Annotated in this window: 24 protein-coding genes and 1 tRNA gene; 20 read left to right on the top strand and 5 right to left on the bottom strand. The window is 58.5% G+C overall.

The window, feature by feature from the left end:
• Positions 1 to 631 precede the first annotated feature (631 nt).
• The 8 genes from DW024_RS08925 to DW024_RS08890 all read left to right on the top strand — a co-directional run bounded on the left by DW024_RS08925 (position 632) and on the right by DW024_RS08890 (position 8,204).
• On the top strand, positions 632 to 1,639 hold the full coding sequence (locus tag DW024_RS08925; RefSeq protein ID WP_055251224.1) for an ABC transporter substrate-binding protein: 1,008 nt from the start codon (positions 632 to 634) through the stop codon (positions 1,637 to 1,639).
• Positions 1,640 to 1,956: 317 nt separating this feature from the next.
• On the top strand, positions 1,957 to 2,541 hold the full coding sequence (gene hpf, locus DW024_RS08920) for a ribosome hibernation-promoting factor, HPF/YfiA family (RefSeq protein ID WP_035137685.1): 585 nt from the start codon (positions 1,957 to 1,959) through the stop codon (positions 2,539 to 2,541).
• Between the two features lie 79 nt (positions 2,542 to 2,620).
• The gene (locus DW024_RS08915; protein WP_089572413.1) at positions 2,621 to 3,574 is read left to right on the top strand and encodes a DegV family protein; all 954 of its coding nucleotides are present in this window, start codon (positions 2,621 to 2,623) and stop codon (positions 3,572 to 3,574) included.
• A gap of 98 nt (positions 3,575 to 3,672) precedes the next feature.
• Complete coding sequence (locus DW024_RS08910) at positions 3,673 to 4,752, top strand: NAD(P)-dependent oxidoreductase (RefSeq protein WP_118377513.1); 1,080 nt, start codon at positions 3,673 to 3,675, stop codon at positions 4,750 to 4,752.
• A 5-nt stretch (positions 4,753 to 4,757) separates the two neighbouring features.
• Complete coding sequence (locus DW024_RS08905) at positions 4,758 to 5,186, top strand: hypothetical protein (protein ID WP_055310425.1); 429 nt, start codon at positions 4,758 to 4,760, stop codon at positions 5,184 to 5,186.
• Between the two features lie 15 nt (positions 5,187 to 5,201).
• A complete protein-coding gene (locus tag DW024_RS08900) occupies positions 5,202 to 5,900 on the top strand; it encodes a HEAT repeat domain-containing protein (protein WP_117772900.1) in 699 nt (232 codons plus the stop codon).
• A 6-nt stretch (positions 5,901 to 5,906) separates the two neighbouring features.
• Positions 5,907 to 6,992, top strand: a complete 1,086-nt coding sequence (locus DW024_RS08895) for an isocitrate/isopropylmalate dehydrogenase family protein (protein WP_118328261.1) — start codon at positions 5,907 to 5,909, stop codon at positions 6,990 to 6,992.
• A 126-nt stretch (positions 6,993 to 7,118) separates the two neighbouring features.
• Entirely contained in the window at positions 7,119 to 8,204 is a 1,086-nt protein-coding gene (locus DW024_RS08890; protein WP_118377512.1) for a hypothetical protein, read from the top strand.
• Positions 8,205 to 8,318: 114 nt separating this feature from the next.
• Here DW024_RS08890 and DW024_RS08885 read toward each other — a convergent pair whose 3' ends face one another.
• Entirely contained in the window at positions 8,319 to 8,555 is a 237-nt protein-coding gene (locus tag DW024_RS08885; protein ID WP_117564746.1) for a helix-turn-helix transcriptional regulator, read from the bottom strand.
• 9 nt (positions 8,556 to 8,564) lie between these two features.
• Positions 8,565 to 9,203 carry a DUF2975 domain-containing protein gene (locus DW024_RS08880; RefSeq protein ID WP_118377511.1) on the bottom strand — a complete coding sequence of 213 codons (639 nt, stop codon included), beginning with the start codon at positions 9,201 to 9,203 and terminating at the stop codon, positions 8,565 to 8,567.
• 702 nt (positions 9,204 to 9,905) lie between these two features.
• On the opposite strand from DW024_RS08880, the gene DW024_RS08875 reads away from it, so the two are divergent.
• The 8 genes from DW024_RS08875 to nagA all read left to right on the top strand — a co-directional run bounded on the left by DW024_RS08875 (position 9,906) and on the right by nagA (position 16,597).
• Complete coding sequence (locus tag DW024_RS08875; protein WP_117757656.1) at positions 9,906 to 10,349, top strand: PTS fructose transporter subunit IIA; 444 nt, start codon at positions 9,906 to 9,908, stop codon at positions 10,347 to 10,349.
• Complete coding sequence (yajC, locus tag DW024_RS08870; RefSeq protein WP_117806790.1) at positions 10,349 to 10,630, top strand: preprotein translocase subunit YajC; 282 nt, start codon at positions 10,349 to 10,351, stop codon at positions 10,628 to 10,630. The genes DW024_RS08875 and yajC overlap by 1 nt, the downstream gene beginning before the upstream one ends.
• Positions 10,631 to 10,666: 36 nt before the next feature.
• Positions 10,667 to 11,149, top strand: coding sequence for a PTS N-acetylgalactosamine transporter subunit IIB (gene agaV / locus DW024_RS08865; protein ID WP_089572404.1), 483 nt, complete (start codon positions 10,667 to 10,669; stop codon positions 11,147 to 11,149).
• A gap of 90 nt (positions 11,150 to 11,239) precedes the next feature.
• Positions 11,240 to 12,040, top strand: a complete 801-nt coding sequence (locus tag DW024_RS08860) for a PTS sugar transporter subunit IIC (RefSeq protein ID WP_089572403.1) — start codon at positions 11,240 to 11,242, stop codon at positions 12,038 to 12,040.
• Positions 12,030 to 13,112, top strand: coding sequence for a PTS system mannose/fructose/sorbose family transporter subunit IID (locus DW024_RS08855; protein WP_055251210.1), 1,083 nt, complete (start codon positions 12,030 to 12,032; stop codon positions 13,110 to 13,112). Before DW024_RS08860 ends, DW024_RS08855 begins: the two co-directional genes overlap by 11 nt.
• 185 nt (positions 13,113 to 13,297) lie before the next feature.
• Entirely contained in the window at positions 13,298 to 14,029 is a 732-nt protein-coding gene (locus tag DW024_RS08850; RefSeq protein WP_118377510.1) for a GntR family transcriptional regulator, read from the top strand.
• A 114-nt stretch (positions 14,030 to 14,143) separates the two neighbouring features.
• Positions 14,144 to 15,310 (top strand): SIS domain-containing protein, encoded by a 1,167-nt coding sequence (locus DW024_RS08845; RefSeq protein ID WP_035137674.1) that lies wholly within the window; start codon positions 14,144 to 14,146, stop codon positions 15,308 to 15,310.
• A 117-nt stretch (positions 15,311 to 15,427) separates the two neighbouring features.
• A complete protein-coding gene (nagA, locus tag DW024_RS08840) occupies positions 15,428 to 16,597 on the top strand; it encodes an N-acetylglucosamine-6-phosphate deacetylase (RefSeq protein ID WP_117847910.1) in 1,170 nt (389 codons plus the stop codon).
• A 75-nt stretch (positions 16,598 to 16,672) separates the two neighbouring features.
• Here nagA and DW024_RS08835 read toward each other — a convergent pair whose 3' ends face one another.
• Entirely contained in the window at positions 16,673 to 17,257 is a 585-nt protein-coding gene (locus DW024_RS08835; RefSeq protein WP_225093927.1) for a flavodoxin domain-containing protein, read from the bottom strand.
• A 156-nt stretch (positions 17,258 to 17,413) separates the two neighbouring features.
• Here DW024_RS08835 and DW024_RS08830 point away from each other — a divergent pair, with 156 nt between their 5' ends.
• The 4 genes from DW024_RS08830 to DW024_RS08815 are packed head-to-tail and all read left to right on the top strand — an operon-like array spanning position 17,414 to position 19,968.
• A complete protein-coding gene (locus DW024_RS08830) occupies positions 17,414 to 18,295 on the top strand; it encodes an aldose 1-epimerase family protein (protein ID WP_118377509.1) in 882 nt (293 codons plus the stop codon).
• 59 nt (positions 18,296 to 18,354) lie between these two features.
• Positions 18,355 to 19,290: a hexose kinase gene (locus tag DW024_RS08825; RefSeq protein ID WP_117564754.1), complete on the top strand. Its 936-nt coding sequence runs from the start codon at positions 18,355 to 18,357 to the stop codon at positions 19,288 to 19,290.
• A 37-nt stretch (positions 19,291 to 19,327) separates the two neighbouring features.
• On the top strand, positions 19,328 to 19,462 hold the full coding sequence (locus DW024_RS10385; protein WP_255413760.1) for a hypothetical protein: 135 nt from the start codon (positions 19,328 to 19,330) through the stop codon (positions 19,460 to 19,462).
• Positions 19,463 to 19,494: 32 nt separating this feature from the next.
• Positions 19,495 to 19,968 (top strand): YhcH/YjgK/YiaL family protein, encoded by a 474-nt coding sequence (locus tag DW024_RS08815; protein ID WP_118377508.1) that lies wholly within the window; start codon positions 19,495 to 19,497, stop codon positions 19,966 to 19,968.
• Between the two features lie 134 nt (positions 19,969 to 20,102).
• On the opposite strand, the gene DW024_RS08810 is transcribed toward DW024_RS08815, so the two are convergent.
• Both DW024_RS08810 and DW024_RS08805 read right to left on the bottom strand, forming a co-directional pair.
• The gene (locus tag DW024_RS08810; RefSeq protein WP_117766459.1) at positions 20,103 to 20,468 is read right to left on the bottom strand and encodes a hypothetical protein; all 366 of its coding nucleotides are present in this window, start codon (positions 20,466 to 20,468) and stop codon (positions 20,103 to 20,105) included.
• A gap of 429 nt (positions 20,469 to 20,897) precedes the next feature.
• Positions 20,898 to 20,973, bottom strand: a tRNA-Thr gene (locus DW024_RS08805).
• Between the last annotated feature and the right edge of the window lie 147 nt (positions 20,974 to 21,120).

Genomic DNA, 21,120 nt, shown 5'->3' with positions numbered 1-21,120 from the left:
GGCGGGGCATGCCCCGCCTCTTACACCACATCTCTGCGCGCTACCGACACGGGGCGCAAAATCTGTCCGAGAGGCCAAAATTGCCTGTTGCTAAATTGGTGACAGTACTCATATTTGCCATTTTTTGGCCACAGCACCCTAGGAAGGGTGCCCCGGAGCTCCCCATAGGGGGAGCTCCGGGCTTCACAGGGGCACGAATAGCCCACTCCGACCTGCGAAATCTGTACTCGCGATGCGAATGACGCCCCTAACCTTAAACTATAGCTTGAACTTAGCTATAATGCGCTACGTTCCTACCAGGCTGTGGTTGCGGACGGACGAAATGCCCGTCCTAGTCCAAGACAGACGCGGTCAAAGGGATCCACGTAAGCGACCGCGTGCGCGCGGCGCGATCATGGCGCGTCCTAGATGTAAGCCGCACCGTCCGTTCTACTTTCTTTGGGGCAATACCGCCTCGCGGGCGAGCGGGCCAGTCGTGAAGGTGGCTGCGGCCTCCCGAGCAAACACCCCGGTGCGCAAGTGTGGGGTCAAATACCAGGTCAGCTGGTGGGAACAATCTGATATTCCGCGCAACACACGGATCGTATACGACACAGAAGGCAGGGTAGTGGACATGGTGAGGGGCAGCTTGATGCACGCGGCTCGGTTAGGTGCTGGGACCGCAGCGGTCATCGCCGTTTTGGGCCTGAGCGGATGCGCGTTCAACCCGCTGTCTACGTTCACGACTCCCACGATCGACCAGATCGAGTACGAGACCGTCACGCCCGCGGTGTCGGATGATGCCCTGGTCACCCCCGGTACCCTGACGGTTGCCCTCGATACCTCCGATGCGCCGCAGGCCATGCAGGGCGCTGACGGCGAGCTCACGGGGTATGCAGTCGACGCTGCCCGCGCCCTCGCAAGCCGCATGGGCCTTAAGGTCGCCTTTGTCGATGCGTCCTCGGCAGGTTCCGCGCTCGGTGACAAAAAGGCTGATATCTTTATCGGCGAGATCAACTCCACGGATGGGGACGTTAGCTCGCTCGGCACCTGCCTGTACGATGCCGCTTCCGTGTTCGGTAAAACCAGCGATGGTGGGTCGCTGAGCGTTTCCACCGATACCCTTAACACGTCTACTCTGGGTATCCAGATGTCCTCGGCCTCGCAGGAGGCGCTTGCTAAGCAGAGCATCACCGCCAACCAAAAGACTTACTCCAACATCAACGAGTGCTTTGAGGCGCTCGAGTCCGGCGAGGTCGACTATGTGATCTGCGACTCCACGGCCGGCGGCTACCTTGCACGCCTGATGAGCGAGATCTCCTATGTCGGTGCGCTCGAGGCGCCCTCGACGCTTGGTGTTGCAGGCCTTTCGTCCAATGACGAACTGTGTCGTGCCGTGAGCGATGCCCTCGACGGTATTACGGCCGACGGCACGCTCGAGGCGGTCCACTGCGTCTGGTACGGCACGATGCCCTACGACCTCACCACTAAGACGGTTTCGGGCGCTAACGTGCAGCCGGGCGACTCTGAGTCCAGTGAGACCACGTCTTCCGGCAGCGAGTCCTCCGATTCCAACAATGAGACCGCATCCTCCGAGGACAAATCGTCCAGCCAGGAAGGCACCATCACCGACGACGACATTAACAAGCTTAATAGCTAGTTATTGCTAGGGGTGGTGTCTCCTATGCGCTAGGAGAGATGCCCCTTCACGGTTTCAACACGCACTGCCGGGCTTCCCCAATAGGGGAGCCCGGCTTTTTCATCTCTATAAAACCAGCAGGTCAAAGCCAATTTTCGGGACCAAATACAAAGTCGCCGGCTCCCTCCTATAGCGCACTTTGCCACAGAAAAGTGCGAGACTTCGGTATGCGGTATCAAGCAATCGTTATTCGGGTCTTTGGGAATCCGCGTGATTAAATGCACGGCAATGGGTACATAGCCAGTACAGTAAGTCCCCGAGGCAGATTGGAGCCACGTATGGATATCAAGGTTTCTGGACGCAAGACGACGGTAACCGATGCTCTGCGTGCGCATGTGGATGAGAAGATCGGCGAGGCGCTCAAGGTTTTCGATATCGAGCCCATGACGGTCGACGTTGTACTTCGCTATGAGAAGAACCCCTCGAACCCCAACCCGGCAATCGTCGAGGTTACGGTTCGTGCCCGCGGTTCGGTGATTCGCGTTGCCGAGCACGGTGCAGATATGTACGCCGCCATCGACCTCTCCGCCGATAAGGTCACCCGCCAGCTGCGTAAGTTCAAGACCAAGGTCGTGGACAACCGCCAGGGCGGTGCCAGCGCCGCGGATGTCGCGCCGGTCGAGCGCGTCGAGGATCTGGCCGACCTGCTGCTGCCCGAGGAGGAGGACGACCTGCTCGTCCGCGAGAAGGTTATCGACGTCACCCCGATGACTGAGGAGCAGGCGCTGGTGCAGACCGATCTGCTGGGCCACGACTTCTACGTGTTCGAGAACGCGACGACCGGTCTCATCAATGTGGTGTATCACCGTAAGAATGGTGGATATGGCATCATCAAGCCCCGCATCGAAACACTTGACGAGTAAAATACGTTAACTTGCATGAGTTAACGGTTGGCGGCCATCCCATGCGGGTGGCCGCCTTTTTACGTAAGGAGTCGCTTTGATGGACAAGGCCGCATCCGCCGGTCATTCGGACCGTTGCCGCATCGTCGTCGATACCTGCTGCGACTTTAGCCCCGAGGTCGCCGCGAACCTCGATGTCGATATCTTGGGTTTCCCCTTCATTATCGATGGCGAGGAGCGCACGGATGACATCTGGTCGAGCATCACACCCAAGGAGTTCTACGACCGCATGCGCGCCGGTGCCCGCGTGTCCACCTCGGCTGTGTCGCTCGGTCGCTATATCGAGTTCTTTACCGAGTGCGCCAAAGAGGGTACGCCCACGGTCTACCTGTGCTTTACCTCGGCGCTGTCGTCGAGCTACAACTCCGCGTGCCAGGCGGCGGACGCCGTGCGCGCCGAGTATCCCAACTTTGAGCTGTACGTGGTCGACAACGCTCTGCCCTGCGCGACCGGCGAGCTCCTGGCGCTCGAGGCCGTGCGCCAGCGCTCGGCGGGACTGACTGCTAAGCAGCTGGTCGATTGGGCAAACGAGGCCAAGACCTACGTGCACGGTTACTTTACGCTCGAGAGCTTCGATGCGCTGGCTGCCGGCGGCCGCATTCCGCCCGCGGCGGCACAGCTCACGGCAAAGCTCGACGTCAAGCCCGAGCTCTCCTACGACCTGGCCGGCTCACTGTCGCTGATCGGCGTCAACCGCGGTCGCAAGAAGGCGCTCAAGTCCATCCTCAAGTCGTTCCGCGAGAACTATGTGCCCGATCGCACCATGCCCATCGCCATTATGACGGCCGATGCCGAAAAGGACGGCGACTGGCTCGAAGCCGCCATCCGCAAGGAGGAGGGTTGCGCCGACGTCACGATCATTCGCAGCTCCGTCGGTCCTACCATCGGCTCGCACGTGGGCCCCGGCATGGTGGCCTGCGCGTTTTGGGGTAAGAACCGCGCCGACAAGGCGTCGCTTTCCGACCGCATCGCCCGCCGCGTGCGCGGTCAGTAGGCAAGTAACGCGGCCGTAATCGATCCCAACTCACAGCCCAAACGCTGGCACCGAGTATTCAACCTGGTAATAACACCCAACCCAAAAGGAAAGGCTTCATGGCAAACAAGCTCTCTGTCGCATTCATCGGCACCGGAATCATGGGTGCCCCCATCGCCGGCCACATCCTGGATGCCGGCTATCCCGTCACGGTCAACAACCGTACCAAGTCCAAGGCCGTCGCGCTTATCGAGCGCGGTGCCGTTTGGGCCGATACGCCGGCAGATGCCGTGGCGAACGCCGACGTCGTCTTTACCATGGTGGGTTATCCCTCCGAGGTCGAGGAGCTCTACCTGGCGGGCGACGGCCTGCTCGCGTGCACTAAGCCCGGCGCGGTCCTGATCGACCTCACCACAAGCTCGCCCGAGCTGGCGCGCGACATTGCCGAGGCCGCCCAGGTTTCCGGCCGCATGGCGTTTGACTGCCCCGTCACCGGCGGCGAGTCGGGCGCTATCGCCGGTACGCTCACGGCTATCGTGGGCGCTACCGAGAACGACATCGCGCCGGTCCGCGACATCCTTGCCACCTTTGCGGCCAACATCTGCTGCTTCGACGGTGCCGGCAAGGGCCAGGCTGCCAAGCTCGCCAACCAGGTGTCGCTGGGCGCCTGCATGGTCGGCATGGCCGACGCCATGGCATTTGCCGAGCTGAGCGGCCTTGACCTGGAGAAGACCCGCCAGATGATCCTGGGCGGCACCGGCAAGTCCGGCGCCATGGAGAGCCTGGCCCCCAAGGCGCTCGACGGCGACTACAAGCCCGGCTTTATGGTCGAGCACTTCATTAAGGACCTGCGTCTGGCGCTCGCTTACGCCGATGACCGCGAGCTCGCGCTGCCCGGCGCCGACGTCGCCTTTACGCTCTACGACATGCTCGACGCCATCGGTGGCGCCAAGCTGGGCACCCAGGCCATCACGGTCCTCTACAAGGAGGAGGCCGACGCCATCGCCGCCGGTCTGGACTGGTCGCAGTATCGCCCCGAGGAGCACGGTGCCCACGAGGACGGTTGCGGTTGCGGCGAGCACGGCGACGACCATGAGTGCGGTTGTGGCCATCACCACGGCGAGGACCACGAGTGCTGCGGCGGCCACGGCCATGACGACGGCCACGAGTGCTGCTGCGGCCACCATCACGGGGAGTAGCGCCCATGAGCTGGACGTTCGTGGTGCTTGCGCTGGTGCTCTTTCTCTTTGCGATCTACATCGGCTTTTTGTGCGGCCAGTGGGCGTGCGAAAAGCGCGTCATCACCAAGCGCGACTACTGGATCGCCAACTTTGCGGGTGCGGCGGCAGTCGTCCTGCTGACCTGGGTGTTCTCGCTGTTCCCGCTGGTGCAGTTTGCGCCGATCGGCTGGCTCGGTGGCTTTATCGCCGGCCTTAAGATGAGCTTTGGCGAGTCCGTCGGTCCGTGGCGCAAGCACGACGAGGTCTTTAACGTCAACAAGGCTCATCGAGCCGCCGCCGACGCGGGCGATGCCGAGGAACGCCGCCGTGCACGTCGCAATGGCGCGGCCGACCGACAGCTCATCTCGGTCACCGATGACAGCAAGGGTGCTGGCAAGCACGCCAAGAAATAAAAAGAAGAGGTAACTATGGCAGAAAACAAAGACGAACAGCTCACCGACGAGGAGCTGGCACAGCTCCAGCTGGCAGAGGAGAACGAGAACGCCGTCGATCGACTGGTCCAGGAGCTCGGCTGCCCCACGCGCCGCATCCGCCAGTTTGCCGCCCGCGTGCTGCACCTGCTTGCCGAGCGCGATCCGCAGCGCGTCGAGCCCTGCGTACCCGCGCTGATCGAGGCGCTCGACCGCCCCGAGGCGCAGACCCGCTGGGAGGCCCTCGATGCCCTGACGGCGCTCGCCACCACCTGCCCCGAGCAGCTGGGCGATGCCTTTGAGGGCGCCGAGACCGCACTGTTCGACGAGATCTCCTCCACGCTGCGCTATGCCGCCTTCCGCCTGCTGTGCGTGTGGGGCGCCACGAGTGTCGAGCGTTCGCGCGAGGCTTGGCCCATCCTGGACGAGGCCATCCAGTGCTACCACGGCGACCTTGAGTATCGCGATATGCTCGGTTGCCTGTACGAGTTTTGCCAGGGCGAGATCGACGCCGAGGTTGCCGAGAAGCTTGCGCTGCGCCTTAAGTTCGATGCCGAGAACGGCAAGGGCAGCTATCTCAAGGCGCGTTCGAGCGAGATTTGCGAAATGCTTGTTAAACGTTTTGGCCTGGATCTCTCCAAAAAGAAGAAGCGTGCTAGCGTTAAAAAATCTGACGACGCCGAAGACGAGGAGTAACAGATTATGGCGCACGATGTAGTCCTGATTCCCGGTGACGGCATCGGTCCCGAGATTACGCAGGCCATGCGCCGCGTGGTCGAGGCCACCGGTGTCCAGATCAACTGGAACGTCCAGGAGGCCGGTGCCGGCGTCATGGACGAGTTTGGCACGCCGCTGCCCCAACATGTGCTCGATGCGGTCGCCGAGACCAAGGTTGCCATCAAGGGCCCCATCACCACGCCGGTCGGCACGGGCTTCCGCAGCGTTAACGTCGCCCTGCGCAAGCACTTCGACCTGTACGCCTGCGTGCGCCCCTGCCTGTCGCAGCCGGGCGACGGCTCGCGCTTCCGCGACGTCGACCTGGTCATCGTGCGCGAGAACACCGAGGACCTCTACGCCGGCATCGAGTTCGATGAGGGCGCTGCCGAGGTCGAGGAGCTCTCGCAGCTTGTCGAGCGTTCGGGCCAAAAGACCTTCGCCGCCGATTCCGCGATCTCGATCAAGCCGATCTCCATCGCCAAGAGCCGCCGCATTGTGGAGTATGCCTTTGAGTATGCCCGCCGCTGCGGCCGCAAAAAAGTGACGGCCGTGCATAAGGCCAACATCATGAAGGCGACCGACGGCTTGTTCCTGCGCGTAGCGCGCGAGGTGGCCTCCAACTATCCCGATATCGAGTTCAACGACAAGATCGTCGACGCCACCTGCATGGGCCTGGTCCAGAACCCCAACGACTTCGATGTCTTGGTGCTGCCCAACCTGTACGGCGACATCGTGAGCGACCTGTGCGCCGGCCTGGTTGGTGGCCTGGGTATGGCTCCGGGTTCCAACATCGGTGCCGATTGCGCCATCTTTGAGGCAACGCACGGCTCCGCGCCCGATATCGCCGGTCAGGATATCGCCAACCCCACGGCCGAGATCCTCTCTGCTGCGATGATGCTCGATCACCTGGGCGAGAACGATGCTGCCAATCGCATTCGTGCCGCCGTCTCCGCCACGCTCGACGAGGGCGAGCAGGTTACCGGTGACGTGCGTCGTGCCCAGACCGGCTCCGTTGAGGGCGCTGTGGGCACGCAGGCCTTTGCCGATGCCGTTATCGCGCACCTGGCCTAAGGTATGCACGCTGCAAACGCCTAAATAGTACTTAAGTGTTTGCGTATAACCTAAGAATCAATACGCCCGGCGCCTCGTCGGGCGTATTCTATTGGGGACTATGTTTCCTAACAAGGAGTAATTGATATGGGTCTGATTCAAAAGAAGGACGAGAAGGACGAGATCGACGGCATCCAGATCATCGAGCGCGGCGAAGGCCCCGACGGTGACGAGGACGAGAAGATCGATCTGGTCGCCGGTACGTCTGCCGAGCACATTGCCGCCGGCACGACGGCCGAGGAGGAGGACGCCCGACTGGAGGCTCAGATTGCCGCAGATGCCGCTGACGAGAACCTCATGCCCGAGGAGCAGGACGAGGACGACGACTCCGACGTGGACGACCACGCTTGCAAGCACAAGAAGACGATGATTGCCATCTTTGTGGTCGCCGTCGTGATCGCTGCCGTGGTCGGCTTCTTTATCGGCAACGGTGGTTTTGGCGGCAAGGGCGTCGGCTCGGCGACCCTGACCGAGGACCAGCTCGATTCGACCGTGGCAAGCTATAGCTACAACGGCAAGAAGAGCGACATCACCGCGCGTGAGGCCATCGAGAGCCAGTACAGCCTCGACACCGTCAAGGATAGCGATGGCAACTACACCGCTCCTTCTGCTGACGTCATCCTGTCCTACGTGCGCAACCAGATTCTGCTGGACGCTGCCGAGGACGAGGGCGTTACCGTTTCTTCCAAGGAAATGAAGCAGTACGCCGAGGATTCCATCGGCACCTCCGACTACAAGACCATGGCCACGCAGTACGGCGTGTCCAAGGACCAGGCCAAGCAGATCGTCCGTCAGTCCGCGACGCTGCAGAAGCTCTACAAGAAGAAGGTGGGCGATAGCTCCGCAAGCATACCGACCGCCCCGACCGAGCCTGCTGACGGCAACGAGGAGACCGCGAGCAAGGACTACGCCGACTACATCATCAACCTTGCCGGCGATGAGTGGGATAGCGAGAAGGGCACCTGGAAGGACGCCGATGGCACCTACGCCAAGGCATTCGCCGACGATGCCTTTACGGCCGATAGCGCGACCTATAAGCAGGCAATGACCGCCTATTACACCGCTTACCAGCAGTATTCTTCGCAGGCTTCGAGCGCCAGCTCCAAGTGGACCGAGTACGCCAACAGCCTGTACGCCAAGGCCAACATCAGCATTTACGGCCTGTTTGCGTAAGATCTGCCTGAGCTTACCGATCGCGTAGCCGAACTATCTGAATAAGCCCGCTAGAACGATATCCGTTCTAGCGGGCTCATTACGTCGGAGGTACCGGTAGTTAAATAATCTCAATTAATCTTTAAGTCCAAAGAGGTTATCGGCTTCATCGTCAGGCATATATTCCAGTACATCGCCCGGTTGGCAGTCGAGTGCCCGGCATATCGCGTCAAGAGTTGAAAAGCGCACGGCAGAAACCTTGCCCGTCTTGATGCGCGACATATTGACCTGGGAGATGCCCACGCGTTCCGCAAGCTCTTTGGATGAGATCTTGCGTTCGGCGAGCATGCGGTCGAGCCGCAGAATAATCATGGATTCCCCCTAGAGCAACTCGTCATCTTGTATTTGCAGGATACACCCGTACTGGAAGACGCTGGCAATCAGGCTAATAATCAGGCCTGCAAAGACCATAGAGAGGTCGAGGTGCTGGCCGCCAAGCGCATCCGTAAAGTTGCCGCCAAATCCTGAGAGTATCAGCCCCGTGACTATGGCACCAAGAAGCTTCACAGCAACGCCGCCAATAAGGAACAAATGTCCTACTTGACGTAGTATGCGGATGCATTCGAGGTCAAAGGGCCTGCCCGCCTTTTCAATGGCGGAGAAAAACCTGTATGCGCTTAGCACAATGGCAAGCGCAAGGCATGTCATCATGGCGCTCCCTATGGCAGTATGACCGTCGTGCGCGACAAGTATAAGAGGGGTCTGTTCATTGGCGCCGACGAGAGCGAGAGATGGCCCTTCGCCGGCATTAAGCTCTACGGATTGGAGGCAGAACCCTTGGGAGAGGCTAGGCAATATGAGTAGAAGCTCGATTGCAATGACTGCGAGAAGTCCCAGAGCGAGCGCTACGGCGGTGCAGATTGTGGCCCATTTGCAGATGTGAGCGAGCTTCCTCAGATCGGCTATTGCCTGTTCGCGGTTGATGGATTCATTCGATTTGGATACGTTCCAGCGGATCATAGCTCCTCCAACCAATGTCTAGGATGATATTTAAATCTTATAACATACTTAATGATAAACGATAAACAATTACAGATTAGAGTAAGTTATGTTTGTAAGACGAATAGCGAGAGCTTATGGCATATTTAGGGAGTGAGAGTTTGGCACGTGGGGGATGGACGAGTATCGAAATTTCCCGCAACCGCGCAAGTGCTTCATCGGGTCTCCCTAATTCATATGGAAAAGGAGCTGCAAACGATTGGAAATAACCGCTGAGCGGTCGAAAACTACCGTTCACCGATAATTTCTAAACTGGTTCTAACTGGTATTAAGTCAAAAAGACCAATTCACAAATCTTCACAATGACCTGCATTTTTTCTACATGCCTTTTTTGGCCACCCTGCGTTGTTTAGACATAGAAAAGGTTCCGATCTTTCGTCAAAGTATTTCGAAACGGTTTCAAAACCGCAGGTAGAAGTGTTAACGAGCGGTAAACGGTCGATTTATTGCCGTGAGCGGTGCAAAAACGTTTTACTGCGTGAATCAGCGAAAGCGACCTCTTCTGTGATGATATAGTGACAACAACACATCACGTGGTTACTACCAGTTGAGAGACCACAGGTCTTCAAAGAACGCTTTCCAAGAAGCTTTAAGGGCACTCGCCCGCTGGCTTCCGAACATCATCGGACTCAGATCGTACACACCTTCGGAAGGGAAATTTGAATGGTTGGCTTTATTCTTACCGGTCATGGACAGTTCGCACCCGGCATCGCAAGCGCTATCGCTATGGTCGCTGGCGATCAACCCGCTTTTACCGTCGTTCCTTTTGAGGGCGACCAGGCTGCTTCCTACGGTGAGGATCTCCGCGCCGCTATTACCGCCATGCGCGAGGAGTGCGATGGCGTGCTCGTCTTTACCGACCTGCTTGGCGGTACCCCGTTCAACCAGGCAATGATGATTGCCCAGGATGTCGACAACGTCGAGATTCTGACTGGAACTAACCTTCCCATGGTTATTGAGCTTCTGTTCCTCCGCGGCAACGCCACGCTCGCCGAGCTTGGCGAGCAGGCCGTGACCGTTGGCCAGACGGGCATCACCGCCCAGACGGTCGCCTCCGTCGCTGGTGCCGAGGATGAGGATATCTTCGGCGACGAGGACGGCATCTAATGGCCGATTTCGGAGCCAGCGTCCTGAGCTCCTCGGTCGCTCTTTTAGGTCTTCTCGTCATCATGGGTGTGATTTACACCATTTGGTCTCAGATCAACATGAAGAAGAAGCAGAAGTACTTCAAGGAGCTGCACACCGAGCTCAAGCCGGGTCAGGAGGTTCTTTTCGCCGGCGGTATCTACGGAACCGTCAAGGGCATCGAAGGCGAAAAGGTCCAGATCAAAGTCCGATCCGGTGCCGTCGTAGATGTTTCGCGTTACGCGATTCAGGAGATCAAGTAACTGTCGTCAGCAAATAACGAAAGGAAGCTGATCAACATGGCAGAACCCAACATTCTTCTTACCCGCATCGATAACCGACTGGTCCATGGTCAGGTCGCTACCCAGTGGAACTCCACCCTGGGCTCCAACCTTATCCTCGTCGCCAACGACGATGTGTCGACCAACACCATGCGCCAGAACCTCATGAAGATGGCCGCTCCCGCCGGCGTCGCTACGCGTTTCTTCTCCCTGCAGAAGACCATCGACGTCATTGGCAAGGCGAGCCCGCGCCAGAAGATCTTCATCGTGGCCGAAACACCGGAAGACGTGCTTACGCTCGTCAAGGGCGGTGTGCCTATAAAGAAGGTAAACATCGGCAACATGCACATGTCGGAAGGAAAGCGCCAAGTCGCCACCTCCGTCGCAGTTAACGACGAGGATGTCGCTGCGTTTAAAGAGCTGCAGGAATTGGGGGTGGAGTTGGAGATCAGGCGCGTTCCGAGCACGCCTGTTGAGGACACGAGCAAGCTCTTCTCGTAATCCTCGTGATCCACGTTGTCAGGATTGAAACCCTGACGTTCTGTACGTGATATCCAAAGTGCGTACATACATTTTGAAAGGAGGAGCAAGATGGAATACTCGATCATCCAGGTCGCTCTGGTCTTCATCGTCACGTTCGTCGCGGCAATCGACCAGTTCAACTTCCTCGAGTCTCTCTATCAGCCCATCGTCACCGGCGCCGTCATCGGTCTTATCCTTGGCGACCTCAACACCGGTCTTCTCGTGGGTGGTACCTATCAGCTCATGACGATCGGCAACATGCCGATCGGAGGCGCTCAGCCGCCTAACGCCGTCATCGGCGGCATCATGGCAGCCATTCTCGCTATCGCTACGGGCCTCGAGCCCAACGCGGCAGTCGGCCTTGCCATTCCGTTCGCTCTGCTTGGTCAGCTCGGCGTTACCCTGGTCTTCACGCTTATGTCGCCGCTCATGTCCTCCGCGGACAACATGGCCCACAACGCTGACACCAAGGGTATCGAGCGTCTGAACTACTTCGCCATGGCTCTGCTCGGCCTGATCTTCGCTGTCGTCGTCACCCTGTTCTTCATCGCTGGCGCTACCATCGGTCAGACCATCGCTTCTGCCATCCCGACTTGGCTGCAGACCGGTCTCTCCGCTGCAGGCGGCATGATGCGCTTCGTCGGCTTCGCCGTCCTGCTCAAGGTTATGATGAACCGCGATATGTGGGGCTTCTTCCTCATGGGCTTTGGCCTCGCGCTCATCACCGTTGCCAACGATTCGCTGGCAACCCCTGCTCTGCTCATCCTCGCTCTCATCGGCTTCGGCATCGCTTTCTGGGACTTCCAGCAGCAGACCGAGCTGAAGGGTGCAGCTGTTTCTGACGGAGGTGACTTCGAAGATGGCATCTAATGAGTATGTGATCCCGGAGCACTACGAGGATCTCACTCCTGCTCCGCAGCTCGACCAGAAGACCCTCAACAAGATGGCTTGGCGCTCCTGCTTCCTGCAGGCATCGTTCAACTACGAGCGCATGCAGGCCGCTGGCTGGCTTTACTCCATCATCCCCGGTCTGGAGAAGATCCACACCAACAAGAACGACCTCGCGGCTTCCATGAGCCACAACCTGGAGTTCTTCAACACCCACCCGTTCCTTGTCACCTTTGTTATGGGCATCGTGCTTTCGCTCGAGCAGAACAAGGTTGACATCCCCACGATCCGCGCCGTCCGCGTCGCCGCAATGGGCCCGCTCGGTGGTATCGGTGACGCCCTGTTCTGGCTGACGCTCGTGCCTATCACGGCCGGCATCACCTCCAACATGGCCATCAACGGCAACGCCGCTGCACCGATCATCTTCCTGGTGATCTTCAACGTCGTCCAGTTCGCTCTGCGCTTCTGGCTCATGAACTGGTCCTACAAGCTTGGCACCAGCGCTATTGACGCTCTGACCGCCAACATGCAGGCCTTCACGCGTGCCGCTTCCATCATGGGCGTCTTCGTCGTCGGTTGCCTGGTCGTCACCATGGGTGGCACCCAGATCAACCTCCAGATCCCCAACGGCACCACCCGTGGTCTCTCCGCTACTACCGTGATCGTCTCCGAGAAGGAGGCCGAGAACTTCACCGGTATGGAGGGCATCGATACCGAGACCGCTGAGGCCGGTACCATCGCCATGACCGATAAGGACGGCAACGCCCTTACCGCTTCCGATGCCGACGGCAACGCTGTCGAGTGCGGCGTCACCGATCTGGGTAACGGCATGGAGTCCGTGACCTACGGCACCGTTACCGAGGATCCGGTCAACTTCTCTGTTGCCGACACCCTCAACACCATCGTCCCGAAGCTCGTCCCGCTTATGCTTACGCTGCTGCTTTACTACATGTTCGCTAAGCACAGCTGGACCCCGACCAAGGGCATTCTCCTGCTCTTCGTCCTTGGCATCCTGGGCGCTGGCCCGCTTGGTCTCTGGCCGAGCATCTGGTAAGGCTCTAGCTTGAGGGGTGTGTCCCTACGCGGCTCACACCCCGACCCCTTAAGCCATGTGTATGTTAAAAGCCGCGTGCTCGAAAGAGCGCGCGGCTTTTGTTTTCTTAATGATTCGGGTGTGGCAGACAGATAATGCATAACACCCTAGGTAGTTAGCCGAATTCGAGCAAAAGGGAGGATAGGATGGCGATCGGAGCGCGTAAGCAACCGCTGTACGATCAGCTGGTCGATATTCTGACCGAAAAGATTGACCATGAATATCGCGCCGGTGACATGATTCCTTCCGAGCGCGAACTTTCGGAGCGCTATGGTCTCTCGCGCACTACGGTACGCCTGGCTCTGCAGGAACTGGAGCGTTTAGGACTGGTGGTTCGGCAGCACGGTCGCGGTACCTTTGTGACCGACCGTTCGGCAAAAGCAACCAATCTTATGCAGTCCTACAGCTTTACCGAGCAGATGCGCGCGATGGGTCGAGAACCCGAGACCACGATTCTCGAGTTTTGCGAGATGGAGGCCGATAGGAATCTGGCCGAGCATATGGGATTGCGCATCGGTGATCGCATTTTTAAGCTCAAGCGTCTTCGCTCTGCCGACAACATGCCCATGATGGTCGAACGCAGCTATCTACCGGTTCGTCAATTTCTGTCCCTAAAGCGACCGCTGCTGGAGCGTAAGCCGCTTTACGATGTGATTGAGCAGGACTTTCAGCAAAAGATTCGCGTGGCCGAAGAGGAGTTCTATGCGAGCATAGCCCGTCCCACCGATGCCCACCTTTTGGGAATTGTCGAGGGCTCGCCTGTGCTCGATTTGGTCAGGACTACGTATAACGAGTCAAACGAGGTAGTGGAGTACACACTCTCGGTTGCTCGTGCCGATCAGTTTAAATACAAGGTTTACCACCAGCGCAGTAACTAGTGCTCGCATCGTTTCCATATGGTGATTCTTTGCATTTAACTGGTTACTACCAGATAACCAACCGAAGTGTATAATTGCACGTCAGAGGATTACTTCTAGAGAGAGGTATTAGAAATGTTCGAGAAGAGTGTCGAGGAGCTCACCGAGCTCGGCGCCCAGATCACCACGGCCGAGATTGCTCAGCAGCCCGAGCTTTGGCGTGATACGCTCAACATCTATCGCGAGAACAAGGAGGCCATCGAGGCCTTCCTGGCCGAGGCTCGCGCTATGGGCGAGGGTCGTCTGTCCGTTGTCTTCACCGGTGCCGGTACGTCCGACTACGTTGGCGATACCTGCGCCCCGTACCTGCGTCACGCTGGCAACACTGATCTCTACGACTTTAAGCCCATCGCCACGACCGACATCGTGAGCGCCCCGCGCGACTTCCTGCGCGCCGAGGATCCCACGCTCGTGGTTTCCTTTGCCCGCTCTGGCAACAGCCCCGAGAGCCTTGCCGCCGTTGCCGTTGCCAAGGAGCTCGTCCACAACGTCAAGTTCCTCAACATCACCTGCGCTCCCGAGGGCAAGCTTGCCGTCGAGTCTGCCGATGATCCCAATGCGCTGACGCTGCTCATTCCGCGCGCCAACGACAAGGGCTTCGCCATGACCGGTTCTTATTCCTGCATGACCCTGCTCTCCACCCTTATTTTCGACACTGCCTCTGACGAGCAGAAGGCCGAGTGGGTCGAGACGATTGCCAAGATGGGCGAGGAGGTCATCTCCCGTGAGCCCGAGATCGCCGATTACCTGGCTGGCGATTTCAACCGCGTGACCTACTTGGGTTCTGGCTCCTTCGGTGGCCTTGCTCAGGAGAGCCAGCTCAAGATCCTCGAGCTCGCTCACGGTCTGGTCGCTACTTCCTACGACACCTCCATGGGCTATCGTCACGGACCTAAGTCCTTCGTCGACGATAAGACGCTCGTCTTCGTGTTCGTCAACAACGACGCCTACACCCGTCAGTACGACATCGACATCCTAAACGAGATCGGTGGCGACGAGATCGCTCAGCACACCATCGCCGTTCAGCAGGAAGGTGCCACCGTCTATGAGGGTGAGTCCTTCACCTTTAAGGGCTACGAGGCACTTCCCGAGGGTTACCTTGCTCTGCCGTTCGTGATGTTTGCCCAGGCTATCAGCCTGCTCAACTCCGTCCGCGTGGGCAACACGCCCGATACGCCGAGCCCCACCGGCACGGTCAACCGCGTGGTTAAGGGCGTGACGATTCACCCCTTCACCGCTTAATCGCGTCCCCCTGTAAGGGCGCCCGTCCGCTCATAACGGCGGGCGGGCGCTTTTTGTTTTACGTGAGCTGGGTATAAGCATTACCACAGTCAACTGCTTTAGAAGCGAGGAGTGCATATGAGCACGTACGCAATTAAGGCTGACAAGTTCTTCTTGCCGGCAGGCCCGCAACTGGGCGGCTATCTTATGGTCGAGGATGGCGTTTTTGGCGCCTGGCAGGCCGACGAGCCCTCTTGCGAGATTAAGGACTACACGGGATCGTGGATCGCACCGGGTATGGTCGATACTCACATCCATGGCTTCTACAACCACTCAACTACCGATAACGATCCCGAGGGCATCGATATCAGCTCAACCGAGCTCGCCCGTCGCGGTACCACCAGCTGGCTGCCCACGACGTTCACCGATGGCGTCGAACAGATCAAGGACGCCTGCGCTGCTATCGCCAAGGCGGACGAGGGCCGCGGCCCCGACTTCTGCGGTGCCCGCATTCAGGGCATCTACCTGGAGGGCCCCTTCTTTACCATGAAGCACGTGGGCGCGCAGAACCCCGCTTACCTGATTGACCCCTCCGAGGAGGTTTTCGACCAGTGGCAGGAGGCTGCGGGCGGTCGCATCGTTAAGAGCGCCATGGCCGCCGAGCGCGACGGTGCCGCTGCTTATGCGGCTGCTCTGAACGCCAAGGGCGTGGTGACCAGCATCGGTCACTCCGACGCCACCTACGATGAGTGCATCGCCGCTATCAATGCCGGTGCCAGCTGCTTTACGCATACCTATAACGGCCAGCGCGGTCTGCATCACCGTGAGCCCGGTGTCGTGGGTGCTGCCATGTCCACGCCCGAGACCTACGCCGAGATCATCTGTGACGGCAAGCACGTAAACCCTGCCGCCATCAAGGCACTGCTGCAGGCAAAGGGCTGGCAGCACACGGTGCTCATCACCGACTGCCTGGGCTGCGGCGGCATGCCCGAGGGCAGCTACACCAGTGGTGGCATGGACGTCATCATGAAGGACAACCTGTGCTGGCTCGCCGACGGCAAAAGCATTGCCGGCTCGGTGCTCACGCTTGCCCAGGGCGTCAAGAACATTGTCGATTGGGGCATCGCCAGCGCTGATATCGCCATTCGCATGGCAACCGAGGTGCCGGCTCGCTCTGCGCACATCGAGGATAAGTGCGGCAGCATCATGCCGGGTCGCGACGCCGACTTTGTCGTGTTCGACCATGAGCTCACCCTCGTCGAGACGTATGTTGGCGGCCAGAGCGTCGGCAACGCCTTTACCGATTAACGATAGAAAAAGACGGCGGGCCCGAATCTGCTCGGACCCGCCGTATGGGTTAAACGCTCAAAAGCACCTTAACAGTTACAGCTTGTTAACGATCTTCTTTGCCGTGCGCTTGACGCCGGCCACAAGACCCCCCGCGGGATGCTCCTTTTCGTATGCTAGACGCTTCTCGCGCTTGGCGTACTCTTCGACGATGATGTCGCCATACTCGTCTTCGATCTTGTCGAAGAAGTCGACGGCGCCCTTAATTTCCTCAGCGGTCGGGTGTCCCTTCTGGACGCCGCCGGTGAGTTTGAACGGCCCCCACGTATCAAAGCCGGGACAGCCGTAGACGCCCATAAAGATGGCCTGCCTCATGCGGCAGATGCCATCGATATCCTTGCCGTACCACTTGTTTTTGCCACCGTAGGTCATAAGGCCAAACACCTTGTCCTGCGGCTGCAGCACGTTCGTGAGCACGCGTGCCATGTCCTTGTCGATCTCGGAGTAATAGATGCCCGTGGCGACACCGATCAGATGGTATTCGTGCAGGTCGGGGTACTCGTTTTTACCGAGTGACTTCACGTCGAGGGTATCGATCTCGGGGTGCGCCTCGACGATGGCGTCCACGAGCTTTTTCGTATTGCCGTGGTGGTGTGAGGCATAAAGGATGATGGTTCGCATAAGAAGGCCTTTCAGCTGTAATTGCATCAATGTCTGTATGGTACCCCGTTGCATGGCTGGGAAACCGGACGCATCGATGAACGTGCGGGTTTGTCCTTTGGTCAGGGCCGAGACGGGTTCTTGCGAGCAAAAAGCAGTTGTTCGAAAGGATGGACAATGGAATACGCTCTCTCCAACGATTCGATTTCTATCAAGGTCTCCACGGCCGGTGGTTCGTTTACCTCGATTGAGGCTGGAGGTCGCGAGTACTTGTGGCAGGGCGATCCCGCCGTGTGGTCCGGCCAGGCACCGATTTGCTTCCCGATTTGCGGAGGTTTGCGCGATAACAGCGCCATGACGTTTGCCGGACATCATGTGAAGCTCGCCCGCCATGGGTTTGCGCGCAAACAGGAGTGGAAGCTGCTGAGCCAGAGCGAGAACGAGCTGGCGATGTGCCTGGCTTCGGAGGATAACGCCGCGCTGCTGAGCGATTATCCGTATCCGTTTAAGCTTGTCGCCCGCTATACGCTCGAGGACGCCGCCGTGCGCGTCTCCTATGAGGTTACCAACGAGGGCACCGAGGACATGCCTTTCTTTATCGGTGGACACCCCGGCTTTAGGTGCCCGCTCGATGAGGGCGAGGCCTATACGGACTACGAGTTGCGTTTTGAGAAAGACGAGGCTGCTGAGCTTTGCGCTGCCGTCCCCTCGACTGGCTTGATTGACGTGACCAACCGCTCCAAGAACCCCATGGTGGGAAAGACGCTGCCTCTGTCACATGAGCTCTTCGATTTTGCGGAGACCATCTTTGACGTGCTCGAGAGCCGTCAGGTCACGCTTTCCAAAAAGGGCGAGGACAAGGGTGTTCGCCTGAGCTTTGAGGGCTTCCCATATCTCATTGTGTGGAGCAAGCCCGAGGGCGATTTTGTGGCAGTTGAACCCTGGGGCGGCCTTTCGACCTGCTCCGATGAGGACGACGTGCTTGAGCACAAGCGCGGCTGCCTTATCGCCAAGCCCAAGGAGACCGTCGTTCGCTCGTTCACGATTGAGATTCTGTAATTCCGTTTTGTCGACTCGTATCGCGAGGCACAAGGAGCCTGCGAGATAAGGAGCTAAAAATGATCCTCACCGTTACGATGAACCCGTCTGTCGATACGCGCTATCAGCTCGATGAGCTCGTCATCGACGACGTCAACCGTGTGACGCCCGAAAAGACCGCCGGCGGCAAGGGCCTTAACGTAGCCCGCGTCCTTGGTCAGTTGGGCGACGATGTTGTGGCAACCGGCCTGCTTGGTGGCCATATGGGCGCCTATATGGCCGAGCTCATGGACGCTAACGGCATTAAGAATGATTTTGTGCCCATCAAGGGCGAGACTCGCATTTGCCTCAACATCCTCCACGCCGGCAACCAGACCGAGCTGCTCGAGAGCGGCCCGACGATTGCCCCCGAGGAGCTCGATGCCTTTACCGCAAAGTTCGCCGAGCTTGCGAGCAAGGCCGACGTCGTCACCATCTCGGGTTCGTTGCCCCGCGGTGTCGAGGCAGACTACTATGCCAAGATCACGGGCATTGCCGAGAACGCCGGCGCCAAGGTGCTGCTCGATACCTCGGGTGCTTCGCTCGAGGCCGCCCTTAAGTCCGAAATTAAGCCCGAGCTGGTCAAGCCTAACCTGACCGAGATCAACGGCCTTTTGGGTACGAGCTTTACCACCGACGATGTGGACGAGCTCCGCGCCGCGCTCGCCTCTGATGCCCGCTTCTCCGATATCCCCTGGGTCGTCGTGTCCATGGGCGCTGCCGGCTCCGTTGGCTTCCACAATGGCCGTGCGTTCCGCGCAAAGACGCCCGATATCCCTGCCGTTAACGCCACGGGCTCTGGTGACTCCACTATCGCTGGCTTCGCGCATGCCATTGCTGCTGGCGCGGACGACGAGACGGTGCTGCGTACCGCCAACACCTGCGGCAAGCTCAATGCCATGGATCCCATGACCGGCCATCTGGTCATGGACCGTTGGGACGAGGTCTACAACGGCGTTGTCGTGACCGAGCTGTAGGAGCTTGTGCGCCGCCCCCGGCATCGGTTGCTTGCTTGTGGTTAGAGTTGACGGCAAGTGCGGTAGCATTATGCCGGGGCGCGACGCCGATGCTGTCGTGTTCAATCCCGACCTTACCCTGGTCGAGACGTATGTGGGTGGCAACAGCGTCGGTAATGCATTTACCGAGTAGCTGCCAAATAAACGATCCGAGAGGGGATTTAGATGATTTACGGTGCATTGGGCGATATCGAGGAATACCGCGGAATGCTCAAGGGCCTCGATGTGCTGATTGACTGGTTCGAGGAGAACGATCCGGCGAAGCTCGAGGTCGGCAGCCATCCGATTCTGGGCGACAAGGTCTTTGCGAACGTCATGGCTCCCACGACGCGTCCCGAAGGCGAGGCTCACTATGAGACGCATCAGCGCTATCACGACCTGCAGATCGACGTCGAGGGTCGCGAGGCCTTTAAGGTTGCCACGGGCAGCCTGACGCTGGTTCAGGAGTTTGACGAGAAGGACGACTACGATCTGGTCGATTCCGACGCTTCGATCGCCGGCGATCTTGCCGACGACAAGTTCGCGCTGTTTGTTGCCGGCGAGCCTCACATGCCCACGCTCGAGTTTCCGGGCGATGGCGCACAGCCGGTCAAAAAGATTTGCTTTAAGCTGCTTGCCGACGCCTACTGGCAGGAGTAACGGGCTGCTCGGCTGAGCTGTTCGTCTGATGGCGTGATTCCCCTAGGGAAATCACGCTAGGACCCCGCCAAACGGGTTTTCCCTAGGGAAATCACGTTTGGCGGGGTTTTCTGTTTTGAATAGGGAAGCCTCATTTATTTGCGAAGAACATCGGCTAGCCGCAGGATTGAAATCATCGACCGATAAGTGAGTTCCACTTTTTCGCCCGCAAGCAGTCGTTTCGAGCCAATCTCATCTAGCCCCACAAGCCGAGAAAACAGCGGGCCGCTCATCGTGCCCTCGTCAATTGATTCCCTTATGGTCTTCAAAACGTCCGTATCATGAAGCGATGCCGAGCTGTAGGGGGCAACACGAGCGGAACTCTCAATTAACGACGAGACAAAAGGATGGAGATGCTTTGGACATAGTCCATCAAACACCACATCCCCATTGTCGTTCGAGCCGACCAGGCGCCAAGTATAATGATCGACCCAGTCATCCCCGTCGTATATGGCGTTCATGAGCAACTTCCCGTCTAGAGAGAGAAACCTATTTGGACATCGGGGCGCAAGACCGCAATCCATATCGGGCCTGCAGCAGCTCCAACCCAACGCACCACATAGGTTCCCTTTCGTACATGTGTATCAATCTGCCCCGAAATGCCGGTGAATGCAATTCCAGACCCGTTTGTCGGATAGCAATCGACGTATTTTTGTTTTCCGCTCACAACCTTGTATAGATATATCGTTCCAGCAAAAGAGAAGGTATCGTGGCTATTTTAAATCTATATGGCCAATTCGAGCCCTCACCATGGCAATTGTTGCAGCTGGGTTTCTTTTCATTAAAATTTCACTTTGGTAAATCCCCGCCCTCTAAGCATTAAATCCGAAGTCCACCGAGTGGCCGAATCGGCAACAAAAAAGCCGCCCGAAGGCGGCTATCTTGTGCAATGGAGCCAGCGACCGGGCTCGAACCGGTGACCCCCGCTTTACGAGAGCGGTGCTCTACCAACTGAGCTACGCTGGCGGCCATGTGGTGACGCAACTGAGGCGTCAACGGCTGTCTATGATACGGGACATCGCACATCCGCGCAAGTGTTCTGACGGCTTTTCTCACTTTAAATGCACCCTTGATTATCGACTTTATCCGAACACCTCCCACATTCATCCGTAC

Origin of the sequence: Collinsella sp. AF37-9 (assembly GCF_003475115.1) — a bacterium.
In the GTDB taxonomy this organism is placed as follows: domain Bacteria; phylum Actinomycetota; class Coriobacteriia; order Coriobacteriales; family Coriobacteriaceae; genus Collinsella.
This window is presented reverse-complemented; position numbering and strand designations above follow the sequence as displayed.